Genomic DNA, 17,110 nt, shown 5'->3' with positions numbered 1-17,110 from the left:
CGTAGCTATGGTACCCGCGTGTAAAATACCTGTAATGCTTTTAAGGTGTCTTTTTTTTCTTAATATACTGTTTATTAGTATTTTGTGTTGTTTTTCGATTTTAAGAATTCTCCATCAAGTTAATTATCTTTTGAAAGATAAGAGGTGTAAAAACCGTATTTGTGCCAACAAGTTTAGGTGGAAATAATTTTTGCTACGTATAAACCGCAAAAAAAAAGTGTATAATGGGTATTAAACAGGAGATAATGGGTTTGATTTTTGCTTCAAAACGGTAATACCTCAACATTTTATCATTTTATTAGTAATCGTGTAATTTTAATAATTGGATGGCAATAAATAAAAAGCAAGAAGAACAGGAACTTTTCGAACGGTCGAAATTAATGCTTAATAATTCGCCGAATGAAGTTTTTGTAATAAAGGAGGTATTTCCACACGGCGCCTGGGGAAGGATGCTACTGAATAATGCGTACGAGATTATTGAAGCAGATAGACAGCTGGCAGACAGGGTAGGACATGCAGATGGGCATGACATGACGGGCTTTTCCCTTTTTAAGTTTTTTAGTACTAAGGAGAAAGTACGGTTAAACCATTTTTTTAAGAATTCCAATCCAGACTATCTTTCCGTGCTATCTTACATCCAACTTTCTAAAGGTGGGAAGGGAAAGGGCTGGGTAAGCCTGTATTCTAAAAAAGTAAATATAAGTAAGGAAGAAGTGGGGTATAGTGTGGTTCTTTTGGATGAGGTCGATAGTTTTGCTACGCTCACCACGGATAAGTTTGATACACTGTATCGTTCCTTTTTTGACATGTACGAAGCAGAGTTAGCCCAGATCGGCTTGACATTACGAGACGATATCGCTCAAGAGCTCTATGGATTGCGGGTAAGCATGCAGAATTTTATACTCACGCACGGTTATGAAAGTGAAATAACAGCTTTAAAAAAGCGACTAAACGATACCATACGTAAGATTACCGAACTTTCGAACGATCTATTGCCTAATGTATTTGTAAATATGGGATTTTTGCCCGCTATGGAAGATATGGTATTTGCTGTAAAGCGATTGGGGTATGATCTTCGTTATAAGATCGATCCCCGCATTAAAGATAAGTCACCAGAGTTTCAGTTTTGCTGTTATCGGGTAGTGCAGTCTTTATTGCAGAGCTGGAAAGAAAATGTTTTGCCGTATGAAGCTTCGCTTACAATCGCTGTAAAGGGAAATAAAATAAATATTAATTTGAGTGAATCCAGACGCGCATTGAATAGCAGTGCTCATCACTATCCAGAAGCCCTGTTACATAATGTCCGTAATCGTATTGCGCTATACGATGGTGCTATGGAGGTAAATCGAGTTTTAGAAAATAGTCAGTTAAAAATAACCATGTATAATTAAGGTCATTATATGATTAAGATAATTTTAGTAGAGGACCACCTGGTGGTACGTAATGGAATTAAGTTATTATTAGACACACAAGAGAATGTACAAGTGATCGCCGAAGCCAATAACGGCCAAGAAGCGATTGCTTATTTGGAGCAGAATGTTATTCCGGATATTATTATTACGGATATCAATATGCCGGGAATGGATGGTATTCAGCTTACTGAAAAATTGGTCGAACAGTATCCAAAAGTGAAAGTTATCGTATTATCCATGTTGAACAATACGCAGAACGTATCGCAGGCGTTTGAAAAGGGTGCAAAGGGTTATTTGGTCAAGAATGTAAGTTATGATGAACTCTTATTTGCTATTAACCATATTTCTAATGGCGGGCGTTACCTTTGTGAAGAGCTGGCTATGCTTTTACTCGAACGGGTGATGGCACAGGAGTCTGGTTTTGCGAGTTATGAAAAAGATACCTCCACGACTGATGTGGAATTGAGCGAAAGAGAACTAGAGGTATTGCAACTGATTAGTGAAGGATACACAAACGTAGAAATAGCGGACAAGCTATTTTTAAGTAAACGAACGGTTGAAGGGCATCGGCAGAATCTCATTGAAAAAGCAGGGGTTAAAAATTCCGCTTCATTAATAAAATATGCAGTTATAAATAGGCTCGTAGATTGAAAGAGGAATGCCGTCACATCGAGATGGCATTCCTCTTTCAATCTACGAATTCATATTGTCGCGCAAATCTCGAATATGGTCATGGGCTTGTAATTGTAGGTTGGCTTGACTCTGAATGATGGATAGCATATTTAACGGAGCTAGCTGCGATTGTTCAATAACGTCCTGATAAACTTTCTTAAATTCATCTTCGCCACGCTCACAGCTTTCTAATATTGCTTTTGCTGTATAAGGGGCTATTGCGGATTTTATTTCCATCCAAGTCCTGAATAATTTACCGCTGGTTTTAGTTTCATCTGTTGGTTTATCGCCTTCCCGAAATACAAGAGGAATTAAGTCATTTTTAAATTGGATCGATTGATCTCTGTATTTTTCGAATGTAGCTTGCAAACCGTAGTTGCCGTCCGTAGGAAGTAATGAAATGGCTTTTTCATAGCCTTCAATACGATCGTTGTTGATCTCTATCAACTGATTTAGCAAACCTGCTGTTTCTTGATGTACGTTTTTCATGTCTTTATATTTTTTACTCTAGAGGACAGTCGTATGGAAATATAGTTGGGAAGATATTCAAAATAGGGTATAAACACTAGGGTGTAAACGAGAAAAACCGCAATAAGTATGTTGCAGTTACTAGATAAAAAAAGAAGGGACTAAATGCAAACTAAAATAGCTTAAAGCTGTTCAACAAGTAATATCACAACTAAAAAATGTTTTAGTCATGGAAAAAAACGTTATACCAGAGCACGAGAATGGAATACCGGAAGTAGTCAAAAATGAACCCGATGACAAGCCAGCGGGGCAGGGGATCATCTGGGCGATTGTAATTGCTGTAGTCGTGTTGGCCATTATCTATTTTGTGTTTTTTAAAAAAGATCCTAGGGTTTAAGCTTCTTACTGTATGGATTTAAAATCTTCGGAACCTTTCTGGCTAGTAAAGAACGGTTTGATGTATTCTTACCCCTCGCTAAGAGAAGATATTGAATGCGATGTGCTTATCGTGGGTGGGGGGATTACGGGTGCATTGATAGCTCACCAATGTATTTCCGACGGATACAATACGGTGTTAATTGACAAGCGCGAGATCGGCAACGGAAGTTCGTCGGCGACTACCTCAATGCTTCAATACGAGATCGATGTGCCTTTGCATCGGCTCAGCGAGATGATTGGTAGAGAAAAAGCCGAAGCGAGTTATAAAGCCTGCTCGTCTGCCATCGATAGATTAGGCGAAATTGCTGTTGAGATTAAATCAAAAGCGGGCTTTGTTAAGAAGGAATCACTCTACCTAGCGACAAGGAAAAAGGATGTTGTTCGATTAAGAAAAGAGCTGGATGCAAGAGCCGAAGCAGGCTTTGAGGTTTCGTGGTTAGATATGGAAGCAATAACGCAGCGCTTCGGTTTAAAAAGGGGGTATGGTGGTATTCTTTCTGCCCAGGGAGCTAGTGTTGACGCATTTTGCCTCCTGCATGAACTGTTGGTTTACAATCAAAATCGTGGGTTACGTATATTCGATAAGACCCAACTTTTAGCGGTGTCTTCTGGTAAAAAGCAAAGTAGATGTAAATTAAATACAGGTGCTATGATTAGGACGGAAAAAGTGGTGTACTGTACCGGTTATGAAAGTCAAGGCTTGATTAAAGAAAAATTTGTTGATTTATTAAGCACCTATGCTATAGTATCTGAAATAGATGAGGCTGCCTGTAAGAAGGTGAAAGATCTATTGATATGGACTACGGATGAGCCCTATCTCTATATGCGCTGTACAGATGATGGCCGAATGTTGATTGGTGGCGGGGATGAGGAGTTTCAAGACCCGGTTCGACGGGACGCGTTGTTGAATAAAAAAGCCGATCGGCTACATAGGAGCTTCGGCCAATTGTTCCCTGAGCGTACATTTTACACAGATTTTTCCTGGACCGGAACATTTGGAGAGACCAAGGATGGGTTGCCCTATATTGGGACACATAAGGATTTTAAAGACACTTACTTCGTATTGGGTTTTGGGGGGAATGGGATCACGTTTTCAATTGTCGGCATGGAAATGTTATCTCTCTGGTTGAAGAATAGAATCCACCCTTTAGAACGGCTTTTTGCCTTCGGAAGGTAAAAATCGTATAACTTATCGTTTAAAACCATTGCATTTTGCGATGGTTTTTTCGTTAATGTTTTAATTCAAAACAAATGGGCACTACAATTTGTATAGACTATAGCCAACTGATATTAGACAAATGTAATCGTGTATTACCTTATGAAAAGAACATACATTTACCTTGCTTTTCTGTTTGTGGTTTTCTGCGCTATGCCTGGTTTAAACTATAGTCAGGTGCCAGATAGCACTTGGGGAAAAACGTCCGAAAAACACCCTTCATTTAAGTTTAAAGGCTTATTCCAAGCGAGATATGTTGTCAGTGCAAATGATGATGTTGATGTTTCTGGTCTGCACCATGAGGATCATTCCGGAACAAGCAATTCATTTTTACTCAAATATATGCGTGCACAGGTACAAGCTAAAATAAGTAAGCGAACTGAAGTCATCGCACTTGTTAATCTGGCAGACTTTAAAAATGATCCTAAGGCTCGTGTATTGGAAAATGCTTATTTGAAATATACATTTAGTCCTCAAATTGCTGTTACAGTGGGGCAGTTCAGACCCTGGTTTGGAATTGAGGAAACATATCCCGTAGATATCATAAAGTCCTTGGATTGGTCTAATCAGTACTTCGAATTCGGCAAGCTGGGGTGGACTAGCTTCCAGATTGGTGCATCAATTGGAGGGACGTTTCATCTCGGAAAGTTACCCTTTCAGTACGCGATATCTGCAGTCAATGGGAACGGTAAAAATCAAGTTTCCGACAATGATAACGGCAAACAGTATATGACTAGGATGGTATTTGGGTTATCCAAGAAGTACGCATTGAATATTGGGCTCAACGGTGGTGTAGGAGAGGTGGCTAGAAAGAATGTATACGCTTGGGGAGCAGATATCGTGGCCAACGTAGCCTTGGCGCCAAAGTGGTCTCTTGATTTGCAACTGGAGGGCAAACAAGCGTCCAATCATGCAATGTATACAGCTTTACCTGATGGAGAGAGGCCTATGAGCATTAATGAATTTTTAGTGCGTGGCGTTTATTTCCTACCTAACCTTCGTTATGAAATCAAGCATAAGAATCTATCGTCTATCGAAGCTTCGTGCCGTTATGAATACCTGGACCGAAATTTTAGCCAAAATTCGAACCCGAGACAGACCATCACACCGATGTTGGGATTGGAGTTCTTAAAAGATTATGGTGCACGCATACAGATAGGGATGCAAATGGATCGATATAAGACACAGCTATCAAATACAACGACCTATAACGGCAACTTATTTATTGTACAGGTACAGAGTAGACTTTAATTGAAAATCAAAGGGATACGCCAGCTGGCGGATTGTGAAATAATCATACGCATATGAAAGAAATTAGTATTAAAAAGATAGGTATTACTTTTTTAATTGCTTTAGCACTATGGTTTATACCCACGCCAGACGGTGTGAGTCCTGAGGCGTGGCACTTATTTGCCATATTCGCGGCTACTATCCTCGGTATTATATTAAAAGCCGCACCGATGGGAACGATGTGTATGATGGCGATTGGCTTTACGGCGTTGACACAGGTTCTTGCTCCTGGCGATGCCAGTGGCTCTATCGTCAAGTCGTTGAGTGGCTTTGGTGATAAGGTGATTTGGCTGATTGGTATATCTTTTTTTATCGCTAGGGGTTTTATTAAAACGGGACTAGGTAACCGCATCGCTTTTCTTTTTATCAAAATTTTTGGTAAGAGCTCCTTGGGCCTAGCCTATGGGCTGGGATTGGCAGATATGTGTCTGGCACCGGCCATTCCGAGTAATACCGCTCGTGGAGGAGGTATCATCTATCCGATCATGAAATCCATGGCTATGAGTTTTGGCTCTGTACCGGAGGATCCGACTACCCACAGGAAGTTAGGTTCTTTTTTGACGCTCAATAGCTATTACATGAACCTCATTACCTCATCTATGTTTTTAACCGGGACTGCGAGCAATCCGATGTGTCAGAAATTTGCTGCGAATCTGGGCGTTGATATTTCCTGGATGTCATGGGCAATCGCTGGATTTATCCCTGGGCTAGCAGCTTTTTTTATTGTTCCGCTGGTACTTTATAAACTCTATCCACCAGAGTTAAAAAAAACGGGTGGCGCAGCAAAAATGGCGACAGAGAAGCTGAATGAAATGGGACCTATTAAAGTTAACGAATGGTTGATGTTGTTAGCATTTTTTATTTTATTGGCTTTGTGGATTTTTGGAGCGTCATTATCTATTGATGCGACAACTACGGCGTTTATCGGCCTGACGTTACTACTTTTGACCTCTGTATTGACATGGGAAGATGTGAAAGCAGAGAAAGGGGCCTGGGATACGATAGTGTGGTTTGCGGTACTGGTAATGATGGCGAGCTCGCTCAATGAGTTAGGATTTATTGCATGGTTCAGTGATATCGTTAAAGTACAGATAGGTGGCTTGAATTGGATGGTAGCATTTCCGGTGATTATTCTGGTTTATTTTTTCAGCCATTACATATTTGCGAGTGCGACCGCACACGTAGCCGCTATGTATGCTGCCTTGCTGGGTGTGGGTATTTCTCTAGGAATCCCGCCGATGCTATTGGCTATGATGCTTGGTTTTATGGGCTCTATCTACGGTGTCTTGACACACTACGGGCATGGACCTGCTCCTGTGTATTTTGGTAGTGGTTACGTAGAGCTCAAGGCTTGGTGGTTAAGAGGATTAGAGATAGGTATTCTACTTTTGATTATCTACATGGTTGTGGGTGGGTTATGGATGAAAGTAATTGGTTATTATTAAAATTATACTGCGATGTTGACAACACTATCTCGTAAAATGCTGCTGTGCCTGACTGGACTATTTTTAGCTTTCTTTTTAACAATACACCTGTTGGGTAATTTACAGTTATTTATGCCCGAAGAGGAGGCACGCCTTCAGTTCAACTGGTATTCTAATTTTTTGTCGGGTAATGCATTGATAAAAATTGTTTCCTATGTCTTATATCTGAGTATTATCCTGCATGTTGCCGATGCTTTGATCGTGACGATGAAGAACAATAAATCATCAAAACGATATCAAAAAGATGAGAGAGGTCGAGCAAGCAAGTGGTATAGCCGTAATATGGGGATACTCGGTTCGATTGTATTAATTTTTCTCGTTATTCACTTCAAAAATTTCTGGTATGTATATAAGTTTGGGGAACTACCCTTAGATAGCAATGGTCATCGGGATCTTTACCTGTTGGTAGTGACTACCTTTCAGGAGTGGTGGTATGTGGTTATCTATGTGCTGTCGATGATTGCACTTTGCTATCATCTTATTCACGGCTTACATAGCGCTTTTAGAACACTGGGATTGTTTCATCCAAAATACATGCGATGGCTCAAGATAGCGGGGGAGATCTATGCCGTTTTAATTTGTGTGGGTTTTGCGATGATGCCCATTTATATATATATCACTAAGAGTTAAACTTAAGATCAAAGCTTATGAACTTAGATGCAAAAATTCCCGAGGGGGCATTGGAACATAAATGGGATAATTTTAAGAAGAAGGCAAAGCTGGTCAATCCAGCGAATCGCAAGAAATTAGATGTGATTGTCGTGGGAACCGGCTTGGCAGGAAGTTCGATAGCTGCTTCATTGGCTGAGATGGGTTACCAGGTCAAAGCTTTCTGCTTTCAGGATAGCCCAAGGCGGGCACATTCTGTGGCCGCGCAAGGAGGCGTAAATGCTGCTAAAAACTATAAAAATGATGGTGACAGCGTATATCGGATGTTTGTCGATACTTTAAAGGGGGGAGACTTTAGAGCGCGGGAAGCTAATGTATATCGTATGGCCGAGTGTTCGCTAAATTTGATTGATCAAGCGGTAGCCCAGGGAGTACCCTTTGGTAGGGAATATGGTGGTTATTTGAATAATAGATCTTTCGGAGGTGTGCAGGTGAGCCGTACGTTTTATGCCCGGGGACAGACGGGGCAGCAGTTGTTGTTAGGGGCGTATCAAGCATTAATGCGGCAAGTTGGAAAGGGAGCTGTGAAGCTCTATTCTCGGCATGAAATGTTGGATCTGGTTCTAATTGATGGAAAGGCTAGGGGTATTATTGTACGAAATCTAGATACAGGTGAGCTGGAAAGGCACGCGGCTCATACCGTGGTACTGGCTACCGGAGGGTATGGAAAGATATATTATCTATCTACACTGGCTATGGGCTGTAATGGTTCGGCTATCTGGCGTGCCCACAAAAAGGGCGCGCTCATGGCGAGCCCCAGTTGGATACAGATACATCCTACATCGCTGCCCCAATCGGGCGATTATCAATCGAAATTGACGTTGATGTCCGAATCGTTACGTAACGATGGCCGGATTTGGGTTCCTACGAAAGAGGATGAAACCAGGAGCCCGAATGATATTCCCGAGGAAGAAAGAGATTACTATTTGGAAAGAAGATATCCCGCATTCGGAAATCTTGCCCCTCGCGATATTTCTTCGCGGGCAGCAAAGGAACGTATTGACGCTGGATTTGGGATCGGACCCTTGAAAAATGCCGTGTACCTGGACTTTGCAAAGGCTATTCGCGAACAGGGACGAGAGAAGATCGAGGAGAAGTATGGTAATCTATTTGACATGTACCTTAAAATAACAGGCTTTGACGCTTATGAAGAGCCTATGATGATTTCTCCATCTGCCCATTTCTCGATGGGTGGATTGTGGGTTGACTATGAGTTGATGACCACTATACCGGGGCTTTTTGCTCTTGGTGAGGCTAATTTTGCTGATCATGGCGCTAACAGATTGGGGGCCAATTCGTTACTTCAGGCTTCGGTGGATGGCTATTTTATTGCGCCTTATACCATAGCTAATTATCTTTCGGGAGATATACATACTGGGAAGATTGACGTATATCATCCAGAATTTGAAAGGACTCAATCCGACGTAGAGCGTAATCTTAAGCGTCTTGTAGCTATTAATGGCAATAAAACGGTTGATTATTATCATAAAACGTTGGGAAAGATTCTGTATGATTATTGCGGTTTAGCGCGTAATGCAGAGGGCTTGAACTGGGCAATCACGGAAATTCGCAAGTTGCGCGAGGACTTTTATAGAAATGTAAAAGTGTCTGGAACGGCAGAAACCATGAACAGTGAATTGGAAAAAGCCGGTCGTGTAGCCGATTATCTGGAAATAGGAGAATTGATGTGTTTTGATGCATTGACCCGGAATGAATCATGTGGCGCCCATTTTCGCGAAGAATATCAGACGCCCGAGGGGGAAGCTATGCGTAATGATCAGGAATTTCAATTTATATCGGCATGGGAATGGACTGGAGCGGATAGAGACCCTGTACTGCACAAGGAGGAACTTAGTTTTGAAGTGGTAAAACCTATAGTCCGTAGTTACAAATAGGAGAAGGATAGTTTATAGAACCTTACGATTGATCGGAAATAAGTTTCTAATGGTTGTTTAAAAAAATAGATACATATGATATTAAATCTTAAAGTTTGGCGACAAAAGGATCGGGAATCTACAGGACGATTGGTGGATTATGTTTTGAAAAATTTAAATCCGCACATGTCATTTTTAGAAATGCTTGATACACTTAATGAAGAGCTGGTTTTGAGAGGGGAAGACCCGGTTGAATTTGATCACGATTGTAGAGAGGGAATATGTGGACAGTGTGGAGTGATGATCAATGGTATCGCGCACGGTCCATTGAAGAATACAACAACTTGCCAATTACATCTCCGCTCATTTAAAGAGAATGACACTATCGTTATAGAACCTTTCAGATCAGCCGCCTTTCCTGTAAAAAGAGACTTAAGGGTGGATCGAACTTCGTTTGATCGCATTATTTCAAGTGGAGGGTTTGTTTCTATAAATACAGGACAAGCGCCCGATGCGCACGCGCTACCGGTAACGCATCAAGTCACCGAGGAAGCTTTTGATGCAGCAGCTTGCATCGGTTGCGGAGCCTGCGTGGCAACTTGTAAGAACGGAAGTGCCGCATTGTTTACCTCCGCTAAAATAAACCATTTGGCTCTGTTGCCGCAAGGTAAGGAAGAGCGACAGGAGCGTGTCCTTCGGATGGTCAAACAGATGGATAGAGAAGAGTTTGGACATTGTTCGAATACCGAAGCTTGTGAAGTTGAATGCCCACAGGGGGTATCGGTGTTAAATATAGCGCGGATGAATTACGAATACAATCGGGCATTGTTGAGACGAAAGTAAAAACAACCTATTAACATACGAAAAAGACGAAAGCGGAGAATCGCCCTCGTCTTTATTTTGTAGTGTCCCAACGCTATGAATACCACAAATTGTATTAAACAGTATAATTTTAAAAATCTAAATCAATCCAAATTATTCTAGATGTAGTTGTTAAAATAAAGGTTTTCAAACGGGGAGAATGAAAACCTTTAATAACCAATTATAAACCTAAATTATGATGTCACAAATATAGTGTATTAATAACACTAAGTGAAATTTAATTCACTTTTTTTATTGGTTGTAGTATACGCTGTTTAGCTAATTTATCGTTTGCAATCTGCAGTCCAAGCTTTACCGTCTTTGGTATATATAATATCCAGATCCGAAGCGGTAACTGTTATCGTTCCAATCCCATTGTCACTGAAAAGAATTGTGTTGTTGTCTCCTTTTTCCATTATGATGTTTCCCAACGTAGGTATTCCATTGGAAAAGTTGAAAGCGTACTTGTCACCGATTTTTGTGACGGTTACTGAACCGTTGGTACGCGCCACATCAGTGTCACTATCATTGGTGCTGTTAAATGAAACAGTACCTTCATATTTTCCTACAAAAAGATCGTTGTCTGCAGGATCATCATCTTTGCTGCAGGCAGAGAATGTGAACAATGTGATTGTGACAAAGAATAAGCTCAAGATTTTAAAAGTTGTTTTCATACAAATAAATTTTAGTTTTATAAAAATATGTCATTGAAATATGACAATAGCGATGCCAATCGTCAGCTTCGATACTTTGTTAACAAAAATTAACGAGATTTTATTGTAATTCGATATCGTATAGTTTATCTGAATTCATCTTACCGCAAAGTGGGACTCTTGGACTTAGTGGTATAAGTGGAGGAATAGTAGAAATGGAACTTCGCGATTAATGACTGTTTTTGGGGCGTACGGCTGGGAAGACGAGACACCTATAATATCAGGAAGAAAAGGCCTAAAATCTAGTAGGAAGGCACCTCTATTGACGAGTATAAAACTGTTGCGGATCTTTATTAAAGTCACGCTGATCACATAATCACTGCGGTATAATAAACGGATAGGAAGCTGGATTGTAAAAGGAGCTTACCTTTAAAATTAGTTGCAGCCCACATCTCCATTTATAGATACATGGGCTACACAGTTTTATTTTATTTCGATCATTTTATTTGGATCTTTTGTCTCTTTAATCTCACGCTCAACAGTGATTTTAATAATCGAAAGTAAAACCAAAGCCACTGCAAGAATAGCAATAAAAGGAAAAATAATTGCGATAACCAATGCGAAAATCAAAGGGATATTTATCCATTGCTTTCCAGACTTGGAGGATACGCTGATCTTGGAATCCTGTATTGTGGTGAATACTTTTTGAAAACCGCTTGTGATGTTTTCGTTATTGAAGTCGAATGTTGTTTTAGTTGCCATGTTATTTGTTGTTTTACTTGTTTGTATAGTCCAAAGGTAGTATGGCTGGCCGGATTGGTATAGCATAAATAGGTTAGTTTGGGCGGATGCTCGGTGAAAGTATAAAATGAGTCGGTAAAGAGGCATCGGATTATTGCGTAAAAATTAGTAACTTCGAGTAATTTAACAATATAGATATTTCAATACATTGAGATTTGATGAATTTGGCTTCATTCCTACATTGGAAGAGGGGCTTGATACTATGGGGTTTGTAGAAGCTACACCCATTCAAGAACAGACCATACCGGTCATATTACGCGACGAAGATTTAATCGCCTGTGCTCAGACTGGAACGGGCAAAACCGCGGCTTACTTATTGCCTATTTTGCATAAAAATGGACAGGAGCCTCAAGAGCGTGTAGATACGATCGTACTGGTTCCTACGCGGGAATTAGCTTTGCAGATCGATCAACAGGTGATGGGTCTGGGATATTTTACGGGGACTACATCAATTTCTATATATGGTGGAGGTGATGGTATGGGCTACGAGCAACAAAAAAGAGCAATTCGTGAAGGTGTTAATATTATCGTTGCTACACCAGGCCGGTTAATTAGTCATATGGCCTCTGGCAAATTTGATTTCAGCGGGTTGAAACATTTAGTGCTCGATGAAGCAGACACTATGTTAGATATGGGATTTTATGACGATATTGTACGTATTATCAGTTATTTACCTCAGAAACGACAAACGCTTTTATTTTCTGCTACAATGCCTCCTAAAATCAGAGGACTAGCTAAAAAGATATTGCACAACCCTATAGAGATAAATATTGCTATTTCGAAACCATCAGAAGGGATTGACCAGCACGCCTACCTGGTGTACGATGAGTATAAAATCGATCTGATCCGCTATATCCTCAAAGATCCTAAGTATTCCAGTGTGATTGTTTTCGCTTCTAAGAAGGAGATCGTGAAAACACTCACGAAAGAATTGATAAAAAGCGGAGTTGCGGCCGAAGGCTTTCACTCGGATCTTGAGCAGTCGGAACGTGAAGATATTATGAGTCGTTTTCGCGCCAAAAAGCTAAATGTACTGGTTGGTACAGATGTTATTTCTCGGGGTATAGATATCGTAGGTATTAGTTTGGTTGTCAATTATGATGTACCTCCGGATCCAGAAGACTACGTGCACCGTGTGGGACGTACCGCTCGCGCGGCAACTACCGGTACTGCTATTACCTTTATTAATGTGAAGGATCAAGGTAAATTTGCATTGATTGAAAAATTGGTCGAATACGAAATTGCCAAAGTGCCTTTGCCAGAAGGGTTTGCTGCAGGACCTGAGTATACCCCGAAATTGAAGAGCAATAACAGAAATAAGCGAAAACCATTTAATAGAAACAAAAAATTTAATCAACAAAAAAAGGCTTCGTCGTAATGATCTCATTTGCTAACGCCAAGATCAACTTGGGACTATTGGTTACCGAAAAAAGAGCAGACGGTTATCACAATATCGAAACGGTGTTTTTCCCTATTAAACTCTATGATGTGTTAGAGCTTACACCGTCTGAAAGCACAGTTTTTCAGTCGAGTGGATTGACTATCCCTGAGCAGGGAGACAATCTTTGTGAAAAAGCGTATCGTATATTGCAACAGGACTACGAACTGAAGCCAGTTCATATTCAGCTCTTAAAAAACATCCCAATAGGCGCCGGGTTAGGTGGTGGTTCATCGGATGCGGCGCAGGTTCTGAAAATGCTAAATGATTATAATGCGTTGGGGCTAACTACAGAACAGTTAGCACATTATGCCGAAAGATTGGGGGCAGATTGCCCTTTCTTTTTGGCGAACAAACCCGTGTATGCTTCTGGGATCGGAACTACATTTGAGCCCATAGAATTAGATCTTTCTAATCACTTTATTGCCGTAGTAAAGCCGGAAATACACATATCGACGGCAGAGGCCTATGGGCATGTCATACCACAATTGCCCAAAGTAGATTTAAGAAGAGCAATCCAGTTGCCGATGCAGGAGTGGAAGTTTCATCTGGTCAATGATTTTGAACTCGGCATATTTGAAAGGTACCCACAAGTAGCACTAATCAAGTATGAGTTGTACCAGAGGGGAGCTATTTACGCAGCTATGTCCGGCTCTGGATCAGCAGTGTATGGCATTTTTCCAGAACAGGTGAACCTTGATGAGCTGAGTGAGATGGGCAAAGTATACTACCCTGTAGATCTTTCGTGCTAGTAAGTCAATTCGTTATTGTATTATTCTCAGTAAGGTGGAGACTAAATTGGTTTCATTAATAGGCTTATTTATGATGCCGTCAAAATGATATTTTTGATTCGATTTAGCTTCTAAGAGCATATTCTCCGCTGTACAGGCCAAAACTTTTGTTGCGACCTTGGTATCATCAGATTTGACATGGTTTAGGATATCCCAACCATTGAGTCCCGGCATGAGTAGATCGGTGATAACAATATCTACTGAGTTGGATCTGATATAATTCCAAGCTTGGATGCTGTTATCAAATAAATGAACATTTTGGCTCGATTTGAACAGTTGCTGTACAAAGAAAAGCCCAATACGACTATCATCTATAAATACGATTTTAAGATCGGAAGGGAGATCGGAAATAGATAGAACTCGGCTCTCTTTCTCTTGAACCCGACTCTTTTCGATTGGTAATGTGAAAGTGAACTGCGTTCCTTTGCCAGCTTCGCTTGTAAAGGAAATTGAACCTTTTATCTGTTCACATAATAATTTGGATATATACAAACCTAATCCAAAACCTCCGGCTTTATTTTTATTATCCGCAACATAATATTTTCTAAATATTTGATCTTTTTTGCCGTCAGGAATGCCTACCCCGGTGTCTATGACCTGTATAACAACCTTTTGCTTATCGTTGCTTTTTTTTACACTGGTAATGATGCGAATGGTTCCCTTTTGGGTGTATTTTATGGCGTTAGATAACAAATTGGATAGCACCTGCTTGAAACGGAATGCATTGCTCCAGATAAGCAACGAAGGGTTGATATTATTTTCTAAGCGAAGTTCTAGATTTTTAACTTCGGCTTGATATTGATGTAGACTAACTGTGTCTCCCACTAGTTTGTGTGGCGAGAAGTAATCAAACTTGATTTCCAAGGCCCCCGACTCTAACTTACTAAGGCTTAAAATATCATTTATGGTCGTATTGATAACCGCAATATCGTTATCTACAGTCTGAATTATTTCTTTATCTATTGTTTTAGCGGTGTTATTATTTTTCAGAAGATTCACGATTCCCTGTAACGATACCAGGGGCGAACGTATCTCATGACTGATGTTTGCAAGTATATTAGTCTTCTCTTCTGCTATTTTTGAAGCATACTCTTTTTCCTTAAGTAACTTTCGTTCGTATGAAGCGACTTCATATTGATAATATATTAGAAAGAAAATCATCAATAACATAATAGATAATGAGATAATTAATTGGCTTCTAAAGTTTTCGGAATTTTCTTTGTATAATATGAAATCCTCTTCTTCTGCTTTTCGAATTTCGTCGAGTTCTATCTGTCTTAAATTCTCTATTCCGGCTTTTAAATTATTCAAGAGCGTGTAGTTCGAAAGTATAAGGTCTTTTTCGGCACTTTGAAGTTTTAGTAATATAGCACGTAGATCGCGAAGATTATTCCTATATATCCTCTCATTGGTTGAAATCAGGTGGTCGATGTTGCGTTGTACGAGGTCTACCTGATTTAAATTCAACACCTCATTGGTACTTTGATTGACTAGTGTGTCGTTTTTTGCTTTAAATATTCTGTTGAAAAGTCCTTCTTTTTTTCGTACAACAGTATCCTTCTCTTGCTTTATTTTTAACGTGTCTCGAAGGATTTGGCTAATGACGGAATCAGACTGCGTGATACGCGGCTTCTGCGAGATCCTTTTTTTTTGTGCTGTCAGTGCGAGCAAAGAGTCTTGGGCATAATATACGATATCATCTACCTGTTTTTTCAAGTAGGCGTATTGCAATGCTAGATTACTTTGTGTCACACCATTTGGGTCGACTTTGACGGGGTTGCTTTCCATAGGTAGGGCAGCCAAAGAGTCAACTACTATTTTAATTGTGTCCAGTTTACTACGGTAGCCTTGGAAATCATTCTCATCAAAATTTATTGTGTATAGGCGGAATAGATTGTCAGCTTCGGTAAATGTAGAAAACAATTTATACAGTGCAGGAGATTGTAGTTGTCCTGAAGAATATGCCGCATTTAATCTATTTTCAACCTTCTTGTATTGTAGATACTGATAGAAAAATATCGAACTTAATATTGCAAATGATAGAACAAGGCTGAATAATACTATTCTCCTTAAAGTTAAATTTGATTTATCTGGCACGAACCTAGTATTTTTTGCAGTATATTAATGTGTTGTGATTAAAACATTAATATACTGTGTGTTAATTCCTTTTTTTTGTTTGTGCAAATGTAAGAAAATTAACCAAAGAATTTAATGTTACTGATTGTATTTGTGCAAATATGAAATATTTTTTACATATAAAATGGATTTTGCAAACGAATTAAAGATGTCGTTTTTTTTAGAATTTAATGGTGAAGAAAGAAGATTTTTTTCTCCTAGACAGAAATGCGGCAATAATTCAATAAAAAAGGAACATCAGTTCCTTTTTTATTTTATCCTTTACGTAGGTATTTTGTTAGAATTACGATAGTTTGACCTTCAATTTTACCTTCAATTTGTTCCGTATTATCAGGTACTAATCGGATGTTTTTGACAACAGTTCCGAGTTTTGCATTTAAGGAAGAGCCCTTGACATCCAATGTTTTGATCAATACAACGGTATCACCTTCATACAGACGTGTGCCGTTGGAATCTTGGTGAAAATCGACTGTACCATCTTGTTCGTGGTCTCCCGTTTTTTTTGCCCATTCCAGATTTTTATCATCAAGATAAAGAATATCCAGATTATCAGCCGCCCAACCTTCGTTTCTTAATCTGCTAAGCATGCGCCAGGCAACAACCTGTACGGGTGCGTGTTCGGACCACATCGTGTCTGATAAAATTTTCCAGTGATGGGCGTCTAATTGTTCTCTTTTTTCTATTTGTGATTTACATAGTTCACAGATCCAGATACAGTTTTCTAAGCTTGCGTTTGAAGTAGGGGGGACCTCGTATTTAGAAAGGTCTGAATTGCTTGTACAAAGCTCACATTGGTTTCCGCTTCTTTCGGCTAATAAGTTCTCTAAAGTCATACTGCAAAGATACACAATTTTTCGCTTTTGTTTTTTTGTTAGATTGAACGGGAATAGTTAAAGCAAGACCAAGG

The 17,110-nt window shown here is 39.8% G+C and carries 16 protein-coding genes; 11 read left to right on the top strand and 5 right to left on the bottom strand.

Annotated elements, in window-relative coordinates:
- Window positions 1–326: 326 nt before the first annotated feature.
- Together G7B18_RS12895 and G7B18_RS12890 are read left to right on the top strand one after the other, a co-directional pair.
- A complete protein-coding gene (locus tag G7B18_RS12895) occupies window positions 327–1,391 on the top strand; it encodes a hypothetical protein (protein ID WP_164122889.1) in 1,065 nt (354 codons plus the stop codon).
- Window positions 1,392–1,400: 9 nt separating this feature from the next.
- Complete coding sequence (locus G7B18_RS12890; RefSeq protein ID WP_164122887.1) at window positions 1,401–2,063, top strand: response regulator transcription factor; 663 nt, start codon at window positions 1,401–1,403, stop codon at window positions 2,061–2,063.
- A gap of 42 nt (window positions 2,064–2,105) precedes the next feature.
- Here G7B18_RS12890 and G7B18_RS12885 read toward each other — a convergent pair whose 3' ends face one another.
- On the bottom strand, window positions 2,106–2,573 hold the full coding sequence (locus G7B18_RS12885; protein WP_164122885.1) for a PA2169 family four-helix-bundle protein: 468 nt from the start codon (window positions 2,571–2,573) through the stop codon (window positions 2,106–2,108).
- A gap of 208 nt (window positions 2,574–2,781) precedes the next feature.
- Between G7B18_RS12885 and G7B18_RS12880 the strand changes: the two genes are divergently transcribed.
- From G7B18_RS12880 to G7B18_RS12850, 7 genes are all read left to right on the top strand, one after another.
- Window positions 2,782–2,949, top strand: coding sequence for a hypothetical protein (locus tag G7B18_RS12880; protein WP_164112110.1), 168 nt, complete (start codon window positions 2,782–2,784; stop codon window positions 2,947–2,949).
- Window positions 2,950–2,961: 12 nt separating this feature from the next.
- Window positions 2,962–4,167, top strand: coding sequence for an NAD(P)/FAD-dependent oxidoreductase (locus G7B18_RS12875; protein WP_164122883.1), 1,206 nt, complete (start codon window positions 2,962–2,964; stop codon window positions 4,165–4,167).
- A 141-nt stretch (window positions 4,168–4,308) separates the two neighbouring features.
- Window positions 4,309–5,457, top strand: a complete 1,149-nt coding sequence (locus G7B18_RS12870; protein WP_164122880.1) for a porin — start codon at window positions 4,309–4,311, stop codon at window positions 5,455–5,457.
- A gap of 53 nt (window positions 5,458–5,510) precedes the next feature.
- Window positions 5,511–6,941: an anion permease gene (locus tag G7B18_RS12865; RefSeq protein ID WP_164112113.1), complete on the top strand. Its 1,431-nt coding sequence runs from the start codon at window positions 5,511–5,513 to the stop codon at window positions 6,939–6,941.
- Window positions 6,942–6,953: 12 nt separating this feature from the next.
- Window positions 6,954–7,610 carry a succinate dehydrogenase cytochrome b subunit gene (locus G7B18_RS12860; protein WP_164112114.1) on the top strand — a complete coding sequence of 219 codons (657 nt, stop codon included), beginning with the start codon at window positions 6,954–6,956 and terminating at the stop codon, window positions 7,608–7,610.
- A gap of 17 nt (window positions 7,611–7,627) precedes the next feature.
- Window positions 7,628–9,544, top strand: a complete 1,917-nt coding sequence (locus G7B18_RS12855) for a fumarate reductase/succinate dehydrogenase flavoprotein subunit (RefSeq protein WP_164122878.1) — start codon at window positions 7,628–7,630, stop codon at window positions 9,542–9,544.
- A 75-nt stretch (window positions 9,545–9,619) separates the two neighbouring features.
- A complete protein-coding gene (locus tag G7B18_RS12850) occupies window positions 9,620–10,366 on the top strand; it encodes a succinate dehydrogenase/fumarate reductase iron-sulfur subunit (protein WP_164112116.1) in 747 nt (248 codons plus the stop codon).
- Window positions 10,367–10,668: 302 nt separating this feature from the next.
- Here G7B18_RS12850 and G7B18_RS12845 read toward each other — a convergent pair whose 3' ends face one another.
- Both G7B18_RS12845 and G7B18_RS12840 read right to left on the bottom strand, forming a co-directional pair.
- On the bottom strand, window positions 10,669–11,058 hold the full coding sequence (locus G7B18_RS12845; RefSeq protein WP_164112117.1) for a hypothetical protein: 390 nt from the start codon (window positions 11,056–11,058) through the stop codon (window positions 10,669–10,671).
- Between the two features lie 462 nt (window positions 11,059–11,520).
- Entirely contained in the window at window positions 11,521–11,799 is a 279-nt protein-coding gene (locus G7B18_RS12840) for a DUF4342 domain-containing protein (protein ID WP_164112118.1), read from the bottom strand.
- A 187-nt stretch (window positions 11,800–11,986) separates the two neighbouring features.
- On the opposite strand from G7B18_RS12840, the gene G7B18_RS12835 reads away from it, so the two are divergent.
- Entirely contained in the window at window positions 11,987–13,216 is a 1,230-nt protein-coding gene (locus tag G7B18_RS12835; protein WP_164112119.1) for a DEAD/DEAH box helicase, read from the top strand.
- Window positions 13,216–14,028, top strand: a complete 813-nt coding sequence (ispE, locus tag G7B18_RS12830; RefSeq protein WP_164112120.1) for a 4-(cytidine 5'-diphospho)-2-C-methyl-D-erythritol kinase — start codon at window positions 13,216–13,218, stop codon at window positions 14,026–14,028. Before G7B18_RS12835 ends, ispE begins: the two co-directional genes overlap by 1 nt.
- Before the next feature lie 12 nt (window positions 14,029–14,040).
- Here the strand turns inward: ispE and G7B18_RS12825 are convergent, their stop codons facing one another.
- Both G7B18_RS12825 and G7B18_RS12820 read right to left on the bottom strand, forming a co-directional pair.
- Window positions 14,041–16,164: a hybrid sensor histidine kinase/response regulator gene (locus tag G7B18_RS12825; RefSeq protein WP_164112121.1), complete on the bottom strand. Its 2,124-nt coding sequence runs from the start codon at window positions 16,162–16,164 to the stop codon at window positions 14,041–14,043.
- 293 nt (window positions 16,165–16,457) lie between these two features.
- The gene (locus tag G7B18_RS12820) at window positions 16,458–17,036 is read right to left on the bottom strand and encodes a PhnA domain-containing protein (protein WP_164112122.1); all 579 of its coding nucleotides are present in this window, start codon (window positions 17,034–17,036) and stop codon (window positions 16,458–16,460) included.
- Between the last annotated feature and the right edge of the window lie 74 nt (window positions 17,037–17,110).

The organism is Sphingobacterium sp. xlx-130, assembly GCF_011007405.1.
GTDB classification, from domain to species: domain Bacteria; phylum Bacteroidota; class Bacteroidia; order Sphingobacteriales; family Sphingobacteriaceae; genus Sphingobacterium; species Sphingobacterium luzhongxinii.
Note: the sequence above shows the minus strand (reverse complement) of the source record. Positions and strands in the feature narration are given on the sequence as shown.